This window comes from Porcibacter vitabionis (assembly GCF_046263795.1).
GTDB lineage: Bacteria > Bacillota > Clostridia > Lachnospirales > Lachnospiraceae > Lachnocurva.
Genome location: NZ_JBJYZD010000008.1, coordinates 71,882 through 91,014 on the forward strand (window position 1 = coordinate 71,882; position 19,133 = coordinate 91,014).

Below are 19,133 nucleotides of genomic sequence, written 5' to 3' on the forward strand. Positions count from 1 at the left end.
GTTATTTCCTCTCATTCAACCAGGCAGCGCTGACTTCCAGACTTTTAATCGGGTCTTTATTCACCCAGTTTTTATGACTCTCCAGAATGACGCTCTCCACGCCGTTTTCCTGTGCAATTGCGAGCAGACCATCGAGATCCATGTTCCCGGTGCCAAGCTCCATGCTGTCTGACTTTAGGATCGGTGTCATCGTCGGACCTGATTGCCGACTGCCACGATCGGTGACGTGCCAGAGCTTCATCCGACTTCCGAGTCGTTTCATCCAGCTCTTCGCATCTGCCCCGCCATCGGTGAACCAGTAACTGTCGAACTCGAAACTGACAAAGCATGGATCCGTCTCGTCAATCAGTACGTCGTAAGCACGTTTTCCTCTTCCGAGTGGCAGCAGTTCGACATTGTGGTTGTGGTAGAGGAGCTCGATGCCCTCTTTTTTCAGCACTTCTCCCACTCTGTTCAGCCGCCCGGCCAAGTCGTGCAAAGCCTTTTCGTCGCTATAGTCGAAACGGTACATGCCAGTGATTACGACCTTATCCGTGCCGAAACTCTTTGCTTCTGCAACGACAGCAGAAGCGTCACGCTCCAGGCTGCCGAGGTCCGTATGAAGGCTGGAAACGCCAAGATTGCTTTCCGCCAGCAGCGCGTGCCAGTCGAGTTTTCCGCCCTTTCCGGTGGGCATGCCGGCCGCTTTCGTCAGCATGCGCACCAGAAGACCGGTCGGATGGATCATAAAGGAATTGAGCTCAAGGCCATCGTATCCTACCGCCTTGATTTTTTCCAGTGTCTTGCGAGCCTGTGCTTCATTCGAGGTCACCGTACCCAGCATAATCTGTTGAACATAAGTCTTCATTTTTTGATCCCTTGCAATACCCTGTTAAGCTGCCTGATGGATTCCTCATCCGCGCCGCCCTGCTTTAGAAGGCTCACCATGGTCATGCGCCCCATCATGCGCTGTAGTGCGGGATTGTCCTTCACTACGTCAGCCACGTCTCCCCGTTCGGAGGCTCCTTTCGCCATCATAGCACTCACGATCGCCCCGGCCTCCGGATTCTGCCGGATCTCGCCTAGCGTGTCGTTGATAGAGAAGCAGTTCGGGTCGATTTCGTCCGCATCGAACCAGTTGGTGACGCTGGCCGCAGCTTTGTTGAAGATGTAACTCTCATCCGGCGCATCGACGCGGCGGATCACCGTGACGTCGCTGCAGCCGTCGCCCTCGGCCCGGATCATCTGATCGCCCAGCAAGGGGATGCGGAAGCGGAAGATCGTCTTTCCCGTCTGCGTGCCGATCAGCATGTCGTCCACATAAAGCTTCACTTCATCACAGTTAGAGTAGACCTTGATTTCGGTCTCGGCTTCGGCGCGGTTTTTATAACGCTTACCCGTAATGTGGACGAAGGGCTGCTCTTTGTTCCAGGCTGCTTTGTAGAGATAAAAAGCGTCCTTTCGCAGTTGACGGTCAAAAGTCACAAGTCCCTTTTGATTTTCACCGTGCTTGCCGCCTTCGTCACGGCCGTCTGCCGCAAAATCAAAAAGGTTCCACACGTACGTTGCCCAGAGATATGGCCTCGCCTCAATCATGGCGAGCATATGCTCGTGATAGAGTGCCTGATACTCCTCGGTGTAATCTCCCTTTTGGGGATTAGAAGAATGATAGGCGGGGTTGGCGTCCGCACCGTACTCCGAGAATCCGATGACACGTTCCGGATACTTCGCGTGGTACTCGTCAAAGAACTCATCGGTCTGTTCCAGCTCCCCTAGATACCAGCCGAAATAGAGATTGTAGCTGTTGATATCAGGAATCTCAAGTATGGGACTATCGATCTCCAGCATAAAAACATTGGCCATTGTTGTCAGTCGAGTGGGATCCATACGATGACAAAGATCGTTGAGCGCGCGGTGGTTCTCCAGCAGCTCCTCGTTCACGGCGCTGGCCGCGGTGATCTCATTGGAAAGGCCCCAGACCGCGATGCAGGGGTGGTTGTAGCACTGGGTAATCAGCTCGCGCATCTGATCGAGCGTGTTCTGCCGCCCGTTTGGCATATGCATCGTGATATACGGGATCTCCGCCCAGACCACGATACCGTTTTCATCGCAGAGATCATAGAACTCCTGCGCATGCTGGTAATGGGCAAGCCGTAGCGAGTTCGCACCAAGTTCGCGGATAATGGCCATATCGGCAGCATGATCCTCATAAGAGAGGGCATTGCCCTTGCCCTTTTTGTCCTGATGACGACTCACGCCGCGGAGCGGGTAACTGCGGCCGTTGAGGAAGAAGCCCTTCTCGGGGTCACATGTGAAGACGCGGCAGCCGAAACGCGTGGAAATCTCATCACCTGAAGGCAGCTTTGCCGTAGCAGTATAGAGATAGGGATCCTTCAATCCATCCCAAAGATGAACGTTTTCGATGACAAACTCAGCGCAGTGCTCCACAGTCCGGGTCTCGCCGTTGACGGTGATATCGACCGACTTGCCATTATGCCAGGTTTCCACCGTAACCGTGGCGCTTTTACTTTCCAGATCCACCACTGGTGTGACCTTGATGCCGGGGGTTCCGTCCTTTAATAATTCAAAATGTTCCTCCGGAACGGAAATCAGATTTACCGACCGGTACAAACCGCCGTAGAAGGTGAAATCTGCCTTCTGGGGGTAGACCGTCGAATTATCCTCATTGCTTACAGAGATTTCCAGCAGATTCTTCTTTTGCTTTTGCAGCTTCCCGCTCAGTTCCACGCGGAATGTGGAGTAACCTCCTTCATGATGAGTCAGCCGTTCGCCGTTAAGCCAGATCTCGCAGGTGTTGGCAGCGCCATTGATTTCCAGAAACAGGCGCTCACCTTTTGTCTCCTCCTCTGTAAGCTCGCGCATATACCAGCAGGTACCGCGATAATAATCATTGCCTCCATCCTGTCCGTCAACAGCGTTCCAGGTGTGCGGCAGTGTGACGTTCTCGATCATGGCATCCCGGCTCTTCCCGAAACGCCAACCGTCTGTCAAGGTGGTAATTTTACGCATTTTTCGGATCCCCCTTATGAAGCTCTTTATCGAATAGTTCTTCCTGTGCTGCTGCTTTCTTCTCGTTGATACGTTTCTGTACTTCAACCATCTCGGCACGGCCAAGCTTGCACTTGCGCATGGCCAGCAGCGTGCAGATGAAGCCCAGGATTGCGAGACCGTAACGCAGGAACATGGTCATCCAGAAGATACCGTCCGTCTGCGGGTCGGTGGGCTGGGGCATGGTGGAGGTATAGCCGATCAGGGCAACACAGCCTGTGGCGATAGCAGCGGATAAAGAAGACACGATCTTGTCCACCAGACTGTAAGTGCCGGTCACAACGGCAGGGATGTATTTACCATTGCGGTCCAGCTCAAAGTCGATGATATCAGCTATAAATCCGGTGTTGGCAGTGGTGATACACATGGCAAAACCGTTAACCATAAAGGTCAGAACAACGAAGATAACCTTAAAAAGCTGAGATGAGGAGATCGCTGTTGTGCCAACAGTATATTTCGTGATAATGAAAAACACAATCATGGCGACGTTAGCAAAGATGCTGTAGCGGGTCCATGCGATGATGGTTTCCTTGTTTCCGTGCTTACCGGCGTAATGTGCACCGTAAATGGCAAAAATGATGGATGGGAACATACCGATCATGCTCAGCATAGTCGCCAGGCCCATATTGCCAATCAGAATGCCGTTGAGCATCGTGCTGACGATGGAGGCGGAAGCAGCCTGCTGGGCAATCTTATCGGAGGACGCAGATATGATGAAACTCTGCAGCGGCTTATTGTGACAAAGCACGTCGACCATATCCTTCAGCTTGAGGTGCTCTGTCTTGCCGATGCCCCTGAAGTTTTCAGGCTTGTCGTACTCAGAAACACCGATACTGACAAGAACGATACCGACAAAGGAGATGGCCATGCACATCCAGCAGACCACGTTCAGGAAATCCTGATTGAAACCGCCGCCCATTGCCGGCATGATTTTGGTGTAAACAATGATGTTCAGAGCCATCGGTGTGATGTAATTGAGGGCAGTCTGCCAAACACCAACGGTCGGGCGCTGCTTCGGATCATTGGTCATCAGGGCAGGGATGGTCTGAGCGGTCATGTTCACGATGGTGTAGCCGACTACATAGATCATATAGCATGCCAGGAACACGGGAATGCCGTGTCCTTTGCTGGAGCACAGATTGAAAAGGCACAGGAGCCCGGTACACTCGATCACCCAACCGATGAAAAGAAGCGGACGAACTTTACCGAAGGGTGTGTTGAAGCGGTCATACACGAAGGCAAGCAGCGGATCGGTAATCGCATCAAAAATGCGGGTAAAGGTCAAAAGACCGCCGACTACCACAGTCGCGATGCCATAGCCGATGCTGGCCGAGTAGCTGGCAAGGCCAATCAGAAAATACACGGCCATGCCGTTGAAGGCGTTGAAGGCGACGAGAATGATCTGCCAGAGTTTGGCACGGCGATATTCAACACCGTCGATCTGACTTTGCGTGAGTTTTTCTTCCATTGTGTTATCCCCCTGTTTTCTTGTGGATTTTTGGATTTGTTTCGTTTGCAATGGCATAATACCAAACAGCCAGGATCAGTGTAAATCCAATAATCCTGCAAAAATTACAAAAATTCAGGATGATTATTGTTCCTGTGGGATGATTGTGATACAGTGAAAAAAAGACCGGCGAAACTGGGGGTGCATAAGACTTATGGATTATGACATGACGCGGGGAGAAGAGAATCTTCTTCTGCTTGAATCTATTATTTCCAGCAATGAAAAGCTGTATGTGTGGTGCTACAACGAAAATTGTGACCTGATCGCTTCCACCTGTCCCGCAGAAAACTCGGAGCTTCTTGCAAAGGCTTTTTCCATTCTCGGAGCAAAGGAGAAGTTACAAAAGATTACAAAAAATACTGATCATAGCCTTCCCTTTCTGATCGGCTCTTCGATCGGGATGCAATGGGCTGTCACCTTTGAGGATGAGCGAAAGCAAAGCCTGATCTTCGTGATCGGCCCCGTGTTCTACACGGAGCCTTCCGAGCAGCAGCTGCGCACATCTCTTCGACCATTTATTGACACACACGAAAACGCCCGCTGGAGCAGAGATCTGATCGCTGCGCTTCCGCAGATGCCTGTGATGCCCTACGCCATTTTCTCACGCTATGTGATGCTGGTGCACAACACCCTGACAGGTAAACAGCTCGGCCCTGAGGTACTGGCTTCCATAAGTTCCTCTCCCGAGGACAAAATAATGCCTGTCGACACGCGAAACCGGGAAAAAATATGGCTGTCCGAACGCGCCATGCTGCAGATGGTACGCAACGGCGATATCAATTACCATACCATTATTCAGCGCAGCATCGACCTCAGCCCCGGCGTACCCATTAAAAGTGCTGATCCGCTGAGACAGTCAAAGACCAGTGTTGTCGTCTTTACCACCCTGGTCAGCCGCGCGGCCATGGAAGCCGGCTTGTCGCCTGAAATTGCTTACGCAGTAGGTGACTCTTATCTCCAGGCTGTGGAGGACAGCAAGGATTCCGGCGAGCTTTCCGCACTGGCAGACGCCATGTATCATGACTTTATCTACCGCGTCCATTATCTCCGCACAAATCCGGGATATTCCCACGAAATTCAGAAATGCTGCGACTACATCGAACTCAGCCTTGACCGGAAAATCCGCGTCTCCGAAATGGCCTCCCTCGTGGGTTATACAGAATACTATCTGACGGAGAAATTCAAGAAAGAAACCGGGATGTCGGTCAGCCAGTACATCCGCCACGCCAAGGTGAAGCGCGCCAAGGTACTGCTGGAATCCACCGACATGAGTGTTCGTGAAATCGCCGAGAACCTCGCTTTCAACACGGTCAACTATTTTATCCAGAGCTTCCGTGACACTACAGGCTGCACGCCCGCTCAGTATCGTAAGAAACACAAAGCGCCGCAGTGATGGCTATCTGATTTGCAGTTTATTTCAATCTTACCAACAAAAAATAAGAGATATAAAAGAGAAAGGAAGGAGTAACAATGAGTATTCAGAAAATCGGTTTTATTGGAACCGGAATTATGGGGTCCTCCATGGTAAGAAACCTGATGAAAGCAGGTTTTCAACTGACGGTCTACAACCGGACCAAGGCAAAGGCTTTGGCCCTGATCTCGGAGGGTGCTGTCTGGGCAGACTCACCTGCAGCTTGCGCCAGGGACCAGGATCTTGTCATCACGATCGTCGGCTTTCCAAAAGATGTCAGAGAAGTCTATCTTGGAAAAAACGGCATCTTTGAAGGAGCAGCTCCCGGCACCTATCTCGTTGACATGACCACATCCGACCCAAAGCTTGCCGTAGAATTATATGAAAAAGCAAAAGAAGCCGGCTTCCATGGTCTGGATGCGCCGGTAACCGGAGGCGATTCCGGTGCCAAAGCCAAAACACTGACGATCCTCGCGGGAGGTGACAAGGAAGATTTCGATGCTGTTTACCCTGCCTTTGAAGCCATGGGAAAAAACATTGTCTATACCGGAAAGGCCGGATGTGGCCAGCATACCAAGATGTGTAATCAGATTGCCATCGCAGGTGCCCTTGCCGGGGCTTGTGAAGCCATCGCTTATGCAAGAGCCGTCGGCCTGGATGAAGAAATGATGGTGAACACCATTGCAACCGGCGCAGCCGGGAGTTTCCAGTTGTCGAACGTTGCCAAAAAGGGCATGGAAGGCGACTTCAATCCCGGTTTCATTATGAAGCACTTCATTAAGGACATGAATTTGGCCGACACAAATGCCGAAAAACACGGGCTGAAGCTTGATATCACAGAAGCAGTCCGGGATATCTGCCAGGACCTTTCAGATCACGGCGAAGCAAATAACGGATCGCAGGCACTCTTGAAGCACTACATGGATGATATTAAAGAATGAAATTGAAATCCCTTTTCATACATCTGCAAGATTATTAGAGCAACTTTTTCTTGAATTCATATCTGTATTTTGCCACAAAAACCGACCTCCCAATCGTTAGAATTTTGGTCTAACAATTGGAGGTAGGTTCATGGCCAGTAAAGAAGGCTTTTACAACTCATCAAATTTTAGCTATAAGAACTCCCAATTTCCTACTCCTCCTTGGGCAATTTTGGGACCTTAATCTTCTTGAAGAAGCAAGCTGCTCCTCGAATCAGATGGCCATTGGTGAGTTCTACGAATCCCTCCGCGAAGTTATAGGGGAAGGACTTTCCTGCTGTCATAGACATGGATCTAGGAGAGTTACTCTCCAGGATTCGTCTTAGGAATTGTGCTCCCTTAGCCTTATTATCTCGCTCTGGACCCTCAGGCATCTTCTCCGCTTCCTTAGCCTGTTTGTCTGCTACAGATAGCACTGCATTGAATAGGATTCGACCCATAAAGCTCTGTTTTAGGTCTGTGAAACGAGACTCCAAGTTTACAGGGAAACTTGGCTCATCAGCTGGAATGGTATATTCATCGGAATACTGCTGCCGCTCTTCCTTCTCCACCGTAACATACACAGTCTTCGTCTCGCCGGCTTCTAAGTACACTTTATTGAAACCAGCCAGTTCTCCATCCAGATAGAGCATTACAACCTGAGCACCTGCCCTGTCTCCCACATTCGTCACAGTCTTCTTGTAGGTAACTACATCTTGGTGTGCGACTGTATTCTGGTAGGTAACTGCATCACCAATCACAAGCTCCCAGTCACTCTCCTGGAATCTGCTATAGCTCAGCCCATATCCAAATGGATAACGAACCGGAATCTTATGCTTATTATAATAGCGATATCCTACCTCACAGCCCTCACGGTATACCTCTACCCTGTGCTTTCCGAATTCCTCATGCCCAGGCACATCCTCGTAGTGCATCGGCCAGGTCTCAGCCAGCTTACCCGATGGATTGACCTCGCCATAGAGCAGACGATAGACCGCTTCTCCCCCATTCTGCCCTGGAAGATACATATTTAGAATGGCGCTCACCCGATCTGCAAATGGCAGCTCCACAGGTGCTCCGCCGAATAATACAACTACAACCTTTTTCCCGCTAGCAATCAGCCGCTCTACCAGTTCGATATGCTCCTCTGGCAGTCTCATATGCTCGCGATCGCTACCCTCCGACTCATAGTCATCTGTCAGTCCGATGAAGGCCAGAGCAACTTGACTCTCCTCTAGCGCAACCATCTTCACTCCATGTTGACGGAAAGCATCCTCAGGGCTGGTCACCTGAGTGGGGTGGATCATGGAGCTTCCTGCTCCCTGATAGCGCATATTATGGAAAAATAAACCGTCCACATACACTGGTGTCTCAGCCGACAACGGCAGCACACCGTCATTTTCCAGGAGAACCGCTGAATCAGCAGCGATGTCTGCGACTAGTTTATGATGAGCTGTCCAGTCGGGTGCGGTCTTCCTTTCTGCGGAAGTCGATACCGACCTAGCAGCATCCATCTGGTTCGTGCTACCTGCTTGTTCCTGATTCGCACTGCCAGCCTGTGGCACATAGGTATTGATCCACTTCAGGATCCGGAGGCAGGACTGATCCAGCACTTCCTCTGACAGACTTCCCTCTGCCAGGGCATCCAATAATCTGCGGCGACAAATGGCGGTATCTCCTGGCATCTCTAAGTCCATGCCAGCCTTCAGTGCCTCCACTCGATCACGGACAGCACCCCAGTCGGACATCACCACACCATCGAAGCCCCACTCATCACGAAGCACATCTGTTAAGAGCCACTTATTCTCCGAGCAGTAGGTTCCATTGATCTGGTTATAGGCGCACATCACTGTTGCCGGTTTCCCGTGCTTCACCACATATTCAAATGGCTTCAGATAGAGATTACGAATGGTATTCTCACTGGCCACAGAATTTCCTAAGAATCGGTAGTTCTCAGAATTATTCAGTGCAAAATGCTTGAGGGATACACCGACCCCTGTGCTCTGCACCCCCTCTACCTCTGCAGTTCCCATGACACCCGCCAGCAGAGGATCCTCGCTATAGTATTCGAAATTACGTCCGCAGAGTGGATTCCTCTTGATATTAATTCCAGGTCCTAAAATGGTATGTACATCATAGTACTTACACTCCTCGCCGATAGCCTCCCCCAGCCGGCGAGCATTCTCAGGATTCCAGCTGGTAGCCACGGTTGCAGCTGTCGGAAAAGCCGTTGCCGGCTCCGACTGGCTGATTCCATTGTCACCCTCTCCGATTTGCTTTCTCAGTCCGTGAGGGCCATCTGACATGCAGAGACTTGGGATGCCAAGTCGCGGAATCGGATTGGTGTAGAAGAAGTCTGTCCCTGAAACCAGGGCCACCTTCTCCTCAACTGTCATTTTCCTAATTAACTCTTCTATATTCATCATTACTCCTTATATCATGCCTTGATTTCGGCTTGTTCCTTGCCAATATCCATCATTATCCCTCATGTCTCGCCTTAATCTCAGCCTGCTCCTTATCGATATTCTTCTCAACATTTACAAAGAATAGGATCACCGCCAGCACAATACCTGTGATGGCCTCTAGACCGACAAAGCTAAAGGTAATGGCCTGCAGTACGGACTCTGGCTGTTTTGCAGCAATGGTCTGTCCCAGTTCATTGATCTTCGGTGCGATATAACCTGTCTTAGACAGAATCAGATTGAAGAGTCCTGTAGACATACCCACGGTAGATACGGCGATGATATTATAGATACTCATAGCCGCACCATCCACACGGACCTTCGACTTCCACTCGATATGATCCAGACAATCTGCGAAAAGAGCCATGAAAACATATGCACTTGGGAGACCACCGATATTCTTAATAAACTGTCCCACCAGAACAACTGTCATATTGGTTGGGTTCATACAGCAGATGAAACTTCCCAGAGCATAGATAATAAATCCAAACATTGTGATATTACGCTTGCCGATTCGCTTAGCAATTGGCCATACCAAGAAGATTCCCAGTCCCATTGGGATACCGCCGATTACTGATACCATAGTCTGTGTGGAGCCATCATTATAGGTACCAAGCACATAGTTACAGAAGTAGACCAGCCCCAGATTCTTCATGGATGATCCAATGGTATAGATCAGGAAGTAAATGTAGACAAGGACCATATACTTGTCTGTAAAGACGATCTTCATCTGCTCTCGCAGAGACATGGTCTCCTGCTGATTACCAATCTCCTCTGTGACTCTCTCCTTTGTGAAAAAGTACTCCATCAGAGTCAAAGGAAACGCCAGGATCGAGAGAATACCCATTAATGTCAGCCACTTATGAGGATCTACGCCAACCATTGGCATAATCAGCATTGGGAATACCAGTGCCACTAAGATACCGCTCATCATAATGGTGGTAATCTGGTTGAATACAGATAAGCCACCTCTTGCTGTAGTATCTCTAGTAGATAATGGCACCATGAGATTGTGGCTCATGTTATAGATGGTATAAGCAATGGAGTAAAAGAGATTGTAAGAGAATACCACCCAAATCATCTGTACAATACAGTTACTTCTCGGCACTACAAATAAAAGCAGACCAGAGAATGGCACCAGAAAAGCAGATAGGAATAGCCACGGACGTGCCTTTCCCTGTTTGGACTTGGTGCGATCAATGATATATCCCATGACCACATTGGTAATGGCATCGAACACCTTCGATACAATTGGAAAAATAGCTAAGAATGCACCACCGCCAATGGTTGTCAGCTTCAGTACATCCGTATAATAGACATTCAAGTAAGTTGCAAGTACTGCATTAAGAAGCAGGGCACCTGCAGGCCCAAGCAGGTAACCCAGCCATCGTTCGGCCTGGGTCACTTCCTTAGATTTCACCATACTATTTGGCAACCTCATAAAAACCTCCATGCAACATAATGTTGCTCTATACTTACGAACCAGTTTCTCCCTACTGGTTTTTATTCCCATCCTATATTCAAATTAGACACATTCCTTGTCTCTCTTCTTTTCATACTGCCTAATTTTCTATTCTTGTAATCAAAATTTTTGATTGTTCTCAACTTTACGATGGGTTGGACACTAGATTTATCCACCAGTCATCAGGATGATTTACATTTATCGAACATAACTACCTGGGCCATAGACTCTAGGATCTCTACCTGGCAGGATAACTGTGGCTGTACAGTTTGCCGGAATGGTAATCTGATATGTATATCCTGTATCCATCTGTTTCCAGCCACTGGACACTTCACCATAGACACTTCTGTAGCGTGCCTGGGCATGTTCCATGCCACCACCTGGATGAGGTGCAATGGTAAAGTGATTCTCACCATCTACCTGGATGCCACACATGGATTCGAAGAGCCACTGACAGACAGCACCCTTGGAATAGTGATTCAGAGAACCAAGGCCTGCGCCCTGGGTATTGTATGGACCATTCCAGTTCTCCCAGATCGTGGTGGCTCCATTTTTCGGCATGGATAACCAGCCTGGGATCTCCTCATTGAAGAGGAGCTTATAGGCAGCCTCGATATCGATATCCTGCAGTACATATAGAATCAGTGGTGTAGATAGGAATCCTGTACCCAGGCGCCATCCATAGTTCTCCAGGGCCTGGATCAGACGCTTTCTGCTATATTCCGCCTGCTTACCGCTTAGGAGATGGAAATATAGACCACGCACCAATCTGGCCTGTCGATCTGTATCCAGTGTGTATTCTTTGGTTTCAACTAATTCCTGATAAGCCATACGACAACCTGCTGAGGTCTCCCGGAACTCCCTGGCATCTGCTTCATGTCCAAGCTCCTCTGAAATCTCTGCCATGAGACTAAGTACATACGCGGTGTAGGCGGTGGACACCTCCGGATGAGGCGCAACGAAGTCTTGCCAGCGGAACTTACATACATCCTCTGGCTCGGCCCATTCGCCGTAGCTCTGACCTGTATTCACCAGATATCTCTGTGCCTTCTTGGATAATTTGATGTGCTCAGCGAAAATTGGCATCCGCTTCCCACAGCGAGACTCCATGAATCTGGCATAGCGAGCCATCCCATCGTAGTAGCGCTCTAGAATCGTGGAATCCCCGAAGATCTTTGCATAGCGATAAGGTATCAGAATGCCGATGTCTGCCCAGCCTACGGAGCCATTCATAGAGGCCATATAGAAGTCTGCGCCACCCTCTGGGACGATATGGGGCAACTTACCATTGGGCTTCTGCCAGTCGAATACGTCCTGCAGGTACTTTCTAGCAAATGGTGCAAAATCAAAGAGGATACTGGCTGTCTCAAAGAAGATCTGCGCATCTCCAGTCCATCCATGGCGCTCTCTGGTAGGACAGTCCGTTGGGATATCCAGGTGATTGCCCTTCGCAGACCAGATGGTTGCATCCACAAACTGATTCAGTAATGGATGGGAGCTGGTAAAAAATCCCGTCTGCTCCATATCGGAATAGACTGCTACAGCTTCCACATCCTCTGGTTGGAGTTCTACATCTCCTCTGTACAAGGCATATTGGAATCCGAAGAAGGCAAACTTTGTCTCATAATGATTCTGTCCCTCATGACAAATGTATTGGATTTTCTGAAGAGGAGTGACGATACCCTTTCTCTTTAACTGGATATTTTCCTGAGTAAAATTCCCATCCTGATCCAGCATCTCTCCGCATAAAAACTCCATCTTCTGACCATAATGGGCGGATACTGTAAAGGAAATAATGCCTGCTATATTCTGACCAAAATCCAATACAGTCTCTCCATTTGGCGTATGGAGAATCGCAGGACGGAATCTCTCCTGCTGCTTCACAGCCACATTATTCGAGGCAGTTGGAATCACAGGATGATGCGTCACCTTGGCATAACCTTGGTAGCTTGGAGTCATACAACCATCTACAATCTCTCCATCCTTATTGTCCGCCAGGCGAATTGGGCCATCATTGGACCATTCCCAGGATGAGTCTGTGTTGATGACCTCTCTACTACCATCAGAATAGGTCACTTCTAGCTGAGCATAGAGTTTGGTCTCTTTGCCATACTGATTCTTCAGTCCCCATGCTCCGCAGGAGCCTCTGTACCAGCCATCTGCCAGTTCGACGGTTACTGTGTGGGAAATTTTTGTATTCTGGGCATCAGACGGGTTCTTAGGGCGGTTTTTCTCCCTGTCCTCATTCCCTTCATGAGAACGTTCCTCTTTCAGGAAATCTGTCACATCATATGTCTGGAGCTGTACACGCTTGGTATAGTCGGTATAGCCTGGGGCCATCACCATGTCTCCGATTCTCTCTCCATCTAAGCAGGCCTCATAGAGACCGCAGGCGGTGATATAGAGACGTGCCTTCTGCACCTGTCCCTGCAGGGTAATCTCCTTACGGAAGCAATCCACTGGATAACGCTCTTTTTTCCTCACATGGTAGTCACCAGTAATCCACTGGGCTGTGAAGTCCGAGGCCTCTAGGAGACTCATCTCGAAGCTGGCCTCTGCCCATGGTCCTGCTGTCTCACTGCTGTCTCCCCAGAGACGAATTCGCCAATGAATCTCCTGACGGCTTTCTAGTTCCAGTGGGAATACAGCCTGCATAGCCTGTGACTCCACACGTCCACTATCCCAGAGGAGATCGGACTCATCATAGAGGTCCTCCTGGATGCTCTCATCTGTCGGCATTCCCCCACGAATCTCCTGCCTCTGATAATCTATAGAAAAACACTGAATCTGATATGCATCCTGTTTATCACCATTCGCACAATTCCACATGAGTCGTGGCTTCTGAATACTGATACCAACTGGATTCACCAGATACTCTGTCCGTAATCGAATTGCTTTCATACGCTCCTCCTTCTTAGAAAATATCTGATTGTAATGTACCAAGTTTCCAAGGATTACTCTTATGTATTTGTTATTATTTTTATAGATTTGTTATGTAATTTACATCTGATTTGTTATGATATGAGTAGACAATACAGAGCATAAGGTAGGATGGACCAGGATATGAATATGAATAGAGTCAGCATGGATGATAAGGTCTATATGTGTCAGATCGTTGGTAATCTCACAGGACTGCAGACAGTGTATCTAAAAGGGGAAGATGTCATCTATCAGATGTCTCCTGTCCACTTCTCGGCCAATCCCCTTGACCTACATCGAGAGATCCTCTTAGAACTGCAACAGGAAATAGGTTACTATGTCACAGAGGAATTTCTCTATTATGGTTTCCTGCATGTAGGAGATGAAACTCTAATCATTGGACCCACCAGTGAAGTTCCACTCTCCCATGCTATGATTCGTAAAGTAGCCCTCGCCCTTAATCTCACAGGTAATGCCCATAAGGCCTTTGAGCAGGAGATTCAATCCCTGGTTTGCCTGCCCATCTCCACAACTATTCAGATTCTATGCGCTCTCTACTTCGCCCTGACTAAGAAGAAGATCAGCGTAAAGGATGTGGAGATTGTCAATGAGACCATGGAGGAGATACAAACAGAGACAGTTAAGAGCCAGTCTGAGTCTAGGGACTTCATCTCTCCATCAGAGATAACCCACAACAGTTACTCTGTAGAACAAACCATGCTTGGATTCATCGAGAATGGAGATATGGCAGGACTGCAGGATTGGATCTCCCATGTGCCATCCATTCGTCCTGGAATCCTGGCTGCAAATCAGCTCCGACAGATGAAGAACACCTTTATCGTCGCTACCACTCTCGCCTCGCGAGCCGCCATCAATGGTGGACTGCATATCGATGATGCCCTCTCCCTCAGCGACCTCTATATCAAAAAATGTGAGACTCTTGAGACAGCAGATCGTATTATGAATCTACAGCTCCATATGATTATGGACTTCACCTCTCAGGTTCAGAGTCTACGTCTGGGAGATACCCCATCAGCCCTAGTTCTTCGTGTCACCAACTACGTCAGACACCATATCACCGAGCGAATCACTACCAGTGACTTAGCCGATGCCCTCTATCTCAGCCGCAGCTACCTATCCACGGTTTTCAAAAAAGAGACTGGCATGTCTCTCGCCAACTATATCTCTACAACAAAAATAGAGGAGGCAAAACGCCTCCTCCAGTCTACCGATAAGTCCATGGCGACTATTAGTTCCTCTCTAGGATTCTCCTCCCAGAGCCAGTTTTCTACCACCTTCCTTAGATTCACCGGAGAATCTCCAAGGGATTATCGGAAGGGGTAATTACAAAATGTAAGTGATTGACATGAAATTATAATCAAATCACGTCTCGTCGATTTATGAATACTCTTTGATATCGAAACTATCAGCAATTGCAGCTCTCGCCTCAGACAGATCCTGAAATACTCCATCATGGATAAACTGGACGATGAGATTCCCCAGCGCTGTGCCCTCTGTAGGACCTGCATATACAGGCAGACCTGTGTACTTGGCGGTAAGGGCATTCAGGTAGGTATTCTGGCTGCCGCCACCTACAATATTTACTGCAGTATAGGTCTTCCCTGTAAGCTGCTCTAACTTCTTCACTGCGGCCGCATAGTCTGCTGCTAAGGAACGGAAGATCACATTTAACACCGCCTCATCATCCTGGGGAAGCTCTACCCCCTGCTCCTGACTTGCCTTACGCACCTCTAAAAGCATGGACTCTGGTGCCAGGAAGCGATCATCATCCACATTAACCAATACATCTAAGTCATATCCATCCGCTTTATCCTGCAGTTCCTGAAAGGAAGCAGTTTCTCCCTCTGGGAGCTTGGCATCGATTTCCTTCTTGGCATTCTGGAACATCCATAAGCCCATGATATTCTTGAGGTAACGGAAGCGGTACTCATATCCGCCCTCATTGGTGAAGTTCTCCCGACAGCTTTCCATACTGGTGATTGCCTTTTGATTCTCCACACCTAAGAGACTCCATGTACCAGAGGAAATGAAGACCGCGTTGTCATCTCTGGCTGGAACCGCTAAGAATGCGGAACCGGTATCGTGGGTGGCAGGTAAAATCACCTGAAGACTTGCACCGGTTTCCTTTTGGATATCAGGAAGCAATTCTCCCACAACGGTTCCAGGCATCTGAATTGGGAGAAAGATCTCTTCCGGAAGCCCTATCTTTCGAATCAATTCAAGATCCCAGTTCTTCGATTCAGCATTAACCAAGCCTGTTGTGGAAGCATTGGTGTACTCATTCATCATGACTCCGGTCAGGATATAGTTCAGATAATCCGGAACCATCAGGAAGTACCTTGCATGCTCCAGATACTCCGGATGCTCTCTTTTAATAGCCAGTAACTGATAGATGGTATTGAACTTCTGATACTGGATACCTGTGCGACGATAACACTCCCGGAAGGTGATGATACCATCCCTCTCCAGCTGGTCACGGATTCCATTGGTACGCTGGTCGCGATAAGCAACAGTATCCCCAAGGATCTCACGATTCTTATCTAATAGGACAAAGTCTACTGCCCAGGTATCGATTCCCATAGACTTAGGAGAAAATCCTGCATCTACAGAGGCCTTGATGCCCTGAATCACGCTATCTCTCAGATGATCCATGTCCCAGCAGAGGTGTCCATGAACTTCATGGACGCCATTGGTAAAGCGATAGGTCTCCTGAAGCCGGATCTTATGATTTTCTACTGAGCCAATGATATGGCGGCCACTGGATGCGCCAATATCAACAGCCAGATATGTGTTCTTCATAGTACTACCTTCTCTACTTATTCGGCCAGCCAGTCCGTTGGGATTCCTTCTTCTGAACAGTGAACCTCAACTTCTGAGCATTGAACCCCAACTTCTCAGCAGATAACCTCAACCGGAACATTCAGGATCTTAGCAACCTTCTGAATGGTTGACAAATGATGGCCAAGAGCTGCTGCCATATGATGGGTTGGGCCAGCCTCGCTCCAACGATTAACGAACTCACGAGCTCCGATGGGGAAACGGGTACGCATATTGGTATCACCGAAGTGAAAGATTGGACCATCCTCATTGACACCCTCAGCCACGATGAACTTGAATTTCCCATTGCCATCCTGGGTGATTGCCAGATAGGTGATATCCCCGGTTGGAGGGTAGAACTGTGTCAGGTATCCACCGCCGGTCTTACCATGGAATACCGGAACCACCTTCATCGTTGGCTTCCTGGCCTGGGAGATTGCAGCATCTCCTGACCCACTGTGTCCGATGATGCAGATATCATCATCGAAATCGATGGAGTACATCTCAGACAGCTGACCGGTTCCGGAGATGGTCTTTAAGATGGACATAGCCATTGCAACCTTCATATCTCCCTCGACTGCGCAGGCTGTTCCCTGCTTAATCAGCATGGAGAATGCCGGAATCAGCATAGAATCCAATACACCAGCCTTACCCTGAGCCAGTCCATCATAATGGGATGCAATCAAGCCTAACTTCTCGTCCTTTACCCATTGCTCAAAGGCCACCACATACTTGGCCATGACACGGATATCAGACTCCTGATAATCGCCCAATACATCGAAGGTATTATGAATATCAGAAATTTTATCTGTAACTCTTGCATCCTCATCACTGATCTCATCCGCAATAGCCCACATACGCTCCCAGTCAAACTGCTTGGTGTAGAGACCGAGTCTACGATAGAGATTCGACTCATCGATGTAGAGATCCATCATACCCGGGTATGGACGTCCAATCTGAGCGATATTGGTCTGGCGGAATCTGCGACGAACCTGAGCCGCACGACACCACTCCTCAATCTCAGCCTGTACATATGGATCACCGCCCTCGACCACACCAGTGATCACATCATGACGCATATCATAGCGATTCAGATCAGCCACCATTTCGCCAACAGCACCGCATGCATAGAGTTCACCTAACCAGTCAGGAATCTCTGCTTTCGCATAGTCCGGCACTCTCTTCTTCTGTACATTTACCAGTACCACCGGCACATCTAAGTCCTTCACAGCAGGAAGCATGTTATAGGATGTGGCATAGGTTAATAGCTGCAGGAATACCAGATCTACATCTGCAGCACGGAACTTATCCCCGGCAAGCTGTGCAGCTTCTTTTGTGGTTACCATACCACCATCCACGATTTCAACTGTGTCAGGGAGTGACTTCTTAAAGTTCTCAAACTGGCTCTCGAACTCTGGAAGCAGCTGTGGAAACTGTGGTAAATATGCCCCCAGGGCAATAGAAAATACGCCAACTCTGGCCTTAGTATCTACTAGCATCTCTCTTCTCCTTCTGATGTCTACTCTGGTAACTGTCCGATGGTTGCATCCTTCTTCTCATACAGATACTTCTCATTGATATGTACGCCGAATGGTGCATTCAGTTCTCTGAATTGACTTGGTGTAATGGTGTTCAGCTTCGTCTTTGACATAGACATTACCTTCACCAGAACCTCAGCCGCCTTTTCAACTGTATGCATAAGACCAAAGGTCTCATCGAAGTCATGACCACAGCAGAAAGCACCGTGATGTGCCCATACCGCAATATCCTGCTTCTTCATAATCTCAGAAGTGTAATCACCGATTTCCTTACCGCCGCACAGCATCCAAGGAACGATGCCGATGCCCTCAGGGAAGACGATTGGACACTCCGTAGCCATCTCATAGATCTCACGAGTGAATACCCTGGTATCCAGTGGAAGTACATAGGTCAGTGCAATGATATTCTGTGGATGGCAGTGGTAAACCACGCGCATCTCACCATCTCTTGCCTTCAGCACCTGGAGATTTGCCAGATGAGTAGGGAGCTCAGATGTAGGTCTGCCGCCATTCACCAGGCCCCAAACCTTCATGAATTTAGATCCATCCTCATTCAGCTTAATGATGCAGACATTGGCTGCCGGATCCAGCTGGATATTACGGAAGTACTTGCCAGAGCCGGAAACCATGAAGTATTCGCCAGCCAGTTCAGGAAATGTGCTGTCTGCTTCATGACCTGCCTGCCAGCCGAAGTCCTCCCAGATACCATTCAGATTGAAATCCTCCTGGAGCTCAGCCACTTCCTCAGCTTTCATGCGATAGGTGAGATTCCCGCCATTTCTCTCATGCCAGCCCTGGTTGAAGCCGTCCATTGCCATTCTTGCGTAGCCCTCTAATAGTTTTGAATCTAATACTTTCATCTTGCTCTCCTTTGAACCAAGTGAATGATCTCTTTACAAGAAATACTAGCATGTCCTTATTTGCCATTTAAGGACACGATTTATCTATTTTTATGTCCTTATTTGCACGACTGTGATAGTATATATGAG

The 19,133-nt window shown here is 48.8% G+C and carries 12 protein-coding genes; 3 read left to right on the forward strand and 9 right to left on the reverse strand.

Annotation, left to right across the window (positions count from 1 at the left end):
- Position 1: 1 nt before the first annotated feature.
- The 3 genes from ACKX2L_RS07465 to ACKX2L_RS07475 are packed head-to-tail and all read right to left on the reverse strand — an operon-like array spanning position 2 to position 4,516.
- Positions 2-847: a sugar phosphate isomerase/epimerase family protein gene (locus ACKX2L_RS07465; RefSeq protein ID WP_497552969.1), complete on the reverse strand. Its 846-nt coding sequence runs from the start codon at positions 845-847 to the stop codon at positions 2-4.
- The gene (locus ACKX2L_RS07470) at positions 844-3,009 is read right to left on the reverse strand and encodes a glycoside hydrolase family 2 protein (protein WP_497552970.1); all 2,166 of its coding nucleotides are present in this window, start codon (positions 3,007-3,009) and stop codon (positions 844-846) included. Before ACKX2L_RS07470 ends, ACKX2L_RS07465 begins: the two co-directional genes overlap by 4 nt.
- Positions 3,002-4,516, reverse strand: a complete 1,515-nt coding sequence (locus ACKX2L_RS07475; protein ID WP_497552971.1) for an MFS transporter — start codon at positions 4,514-4,516, stop codon at positions 3,002-3,004. Before ACKX2L_RS07475 ends, ACKX2L_RS07470 begins: the two co-directional genes overlap by 8 nt.
- A 193-nt stretch (positions 4,517-4,709) precedes the next feature.
- On the opposite strand from ACKX2L_RS07475, the gene ACKX2L_RS07480 reads away from it, so the two are divergent.
- Positions 4,710-5,948, forward strand: coding sequence for a helix-turn-helix domain-containing protein (locus ACKX2L_RS07480; RefSeq protein ID WP_497551253.1), 1,239 nt, complete (start codon positions 4,710-4,712; stop codon positions 5,946-5,948).
- Positions 5,949-6,031: 83 nt separating this feature from the next.
- Positions 6,032-6,907 (forward strand): NAD(P)-dependent oxidoreductase, encoded by an 876-nt coding sequence (locus tag ACKX2L_RS07485; RefSeq protein ID WP_497551261.1) that lies wholly within the window; start codon positions 6,032-6,034, stop codon positions 6,905-6,907.
- A gap of 191 nt (positions 6,908-7,098) precedes the next feature.
- On the opposite strand, the gene ACKX2L_RS07490 is transcribed toward ACKX2L_RS07485, so the two are convergent.
- The 3 genes from ACKX2L_RS07490 to ACKX2L_RS07500 all read right to left on the reverse strand — a co-directional run bounded on the left by ACKX2L_RS07490 (position 7,099) and on the right by ACKX2L_RS07500 (position 13,750).
- A complete protein-coding gene (locus ACKX2L_RS07490; protein WP_497551252.1) occupies positions 7,099-9,321 on the reverse strand; it encodes a glycoside hydrolase family 3 C-terminal domain-containing protein in 2,223 nt (740 codons plus the stop codon).
- 82 nt (positions 9,322-9,403) lie between these two features.
- Entirely contained in the window at positions 9,404-10,828 is a 1,425-nt protein-coding gene (locus ACKX2L_RS07495; protein ID WP_497551251.1) for an MFS transporter, read from the reverse strand.
- Between the two features lie 219 nt (positions 10,829-11,047).
- Entirely contained in the window at positions 11,048-13,750 is a 2,703-nt protein-coding gene (locus ACKX2L_RS07500; protein ID WP_497551250.1) for a family 78 glycoside hydrolase catalytic domain, read from the reverse strand.
- Between the two features lie 162 nt (positions 13,751-13,912).
- On the opposite strand from ACKX2L_RS07500, the gene ACKX2L_RS07505 reads away from it, so the two are divergent.
- Positions 13,913-15,112, forward strand: a complete 1,200-nt coding sequence (locus tag ACKX2L_RS07505) for a helix-turn-helix domain-containing protein (RefSeq protein WP_497551249.1) — start codon at positions 13,913-13,915, stop codon at positions 15,110-15,112.
- A 54-nt stretch (positions 15,113-15,166) separates the two neighbouring features.
- Here ACKX2L_RS07505 and ACKX2L_RS07510 read toward each other — a convergent pair whose 3' ends face one another.
- The 3 genes from ACKX2L_RS07510 to rhaD form a co-directional block, all read right to left on the reverse strand.
- Positions 15,167-16,588 carry a rhamnulokinase gene (locus ACKX2L_RS07510; protein WP_497552972.1) on the reverse strand — a complete coding sequence of 474 codons (1,422 nt, stop codon included), beginning with the start codon at positions 16,586-16,588 and terminating at the stop codon, positions 15,167-15,169.
- A 95-nt stretch (positions 16,589-16,683) separates the two neighbouring features.
- Positions 16,684-18,105 (reverse strand): arabinose isomerase, encoded by a 1,422-nt coding sequence (locus ACKX2L_RS07515; RefSeq protein WP_497551247.1) that lies wholly within the window; start codon positions 18,103-18,105, stop codon positions 16,684-16,686.
- Between the two features lie 20 nt (positions 18,106-18,125).
- Entirely contained in the window at positions 18,126-19,004 is an 879-nt protein-coding gene (rhaD, locus tag ACKX2L_RS07520; RefSeq protein ID WP_497551246.1) for a rhamnulose-1-phosphate aldolase, read from the reverse strand.
- Between the last annotated feature and the right edge of the window lie 129 nt (positions 19,005-19,133).

Bases quoted from the DNA above. Each gene is read 5' to 3' on its own strand.
- ACKX2L_RS07465 (WP_497552969.1), bottom strand. From the start codon at position 847: ATGAAGACTTATGTTCAACAGATTATGCTGGGTACGGTGACCTCGAAT.
- ACKX2L_RS07470 (WP_497552970.1), bottom strand. From the start codon at position 3,009: ATGCGTAAAATTACCACCTTGACAGACGGTTGGCGTTTCGGGAAGAGC.
- ACKX2L_RS07475 (WP_497552971.1), bottom strand. From the start codon at position 4,516: ATGGAAGAAAAACTCACGCAAAGTCAGATCGACGGTGTTGAATATCGC.
- ACKX2L_RS07480 (WP_497551253.1), top strand. From the start codon at position 4,710: ATGGATTATGACATGACGCGGGGAGAAGAGAATCTTCTTCTGCTTGAA.
- ACKX2L_RS07490 (WP_497551252.1), bottom strand. From the start codon at position 9,321: ATGACAGTTGAGGAGAAGGTGGCCCTGGTTTCAGGGACAGACTTCTTC.
- ACKX2L_RS07495 (WP_497551251.1), bottom strand. From the start codon at position 10,828: ATGAGGTTGCCAAATAGTATGGTGAAATCTAAGGAAGTGACCCAGGCC.
- ACKX2L_RS07500 (WP_497551250.1), bottom strand. From the start codon at position 13,750: ATGAAAGCAATTCGATTACGGACAGAGTATCTGGTGAATCCAGTTGGT.
- ACKX2L_RS07505 (WP_497551249.1), top strand. From the start codon at position 13,913: ATGAATATGAATAGAGTCAGCATGGATGATAAGGTCTATATGTGTCAG.
- ACKX2L_RS07510 (WP_497552972.1), bottom strand. From the start codon at position 16,588: ATGAAGAACACATATCTGGCTGTTGATATTGGCGCATCCAGTGGCCGC.
- ACKX2L_RS07515 (WP_497551247.1), bottom strand. From the start codon at position 18,105: ATGCTAGTAGATACTAAGGCCAGAGTTGGCGTATTTTCTATTGCCCTG.
- rhaD (WP_497551246.1), bottom strand. From the start codon at position 19,004: ATGAAAGTATTAGATTCAAAACTATTAGAGGGCTACGCAAGAATGGCA.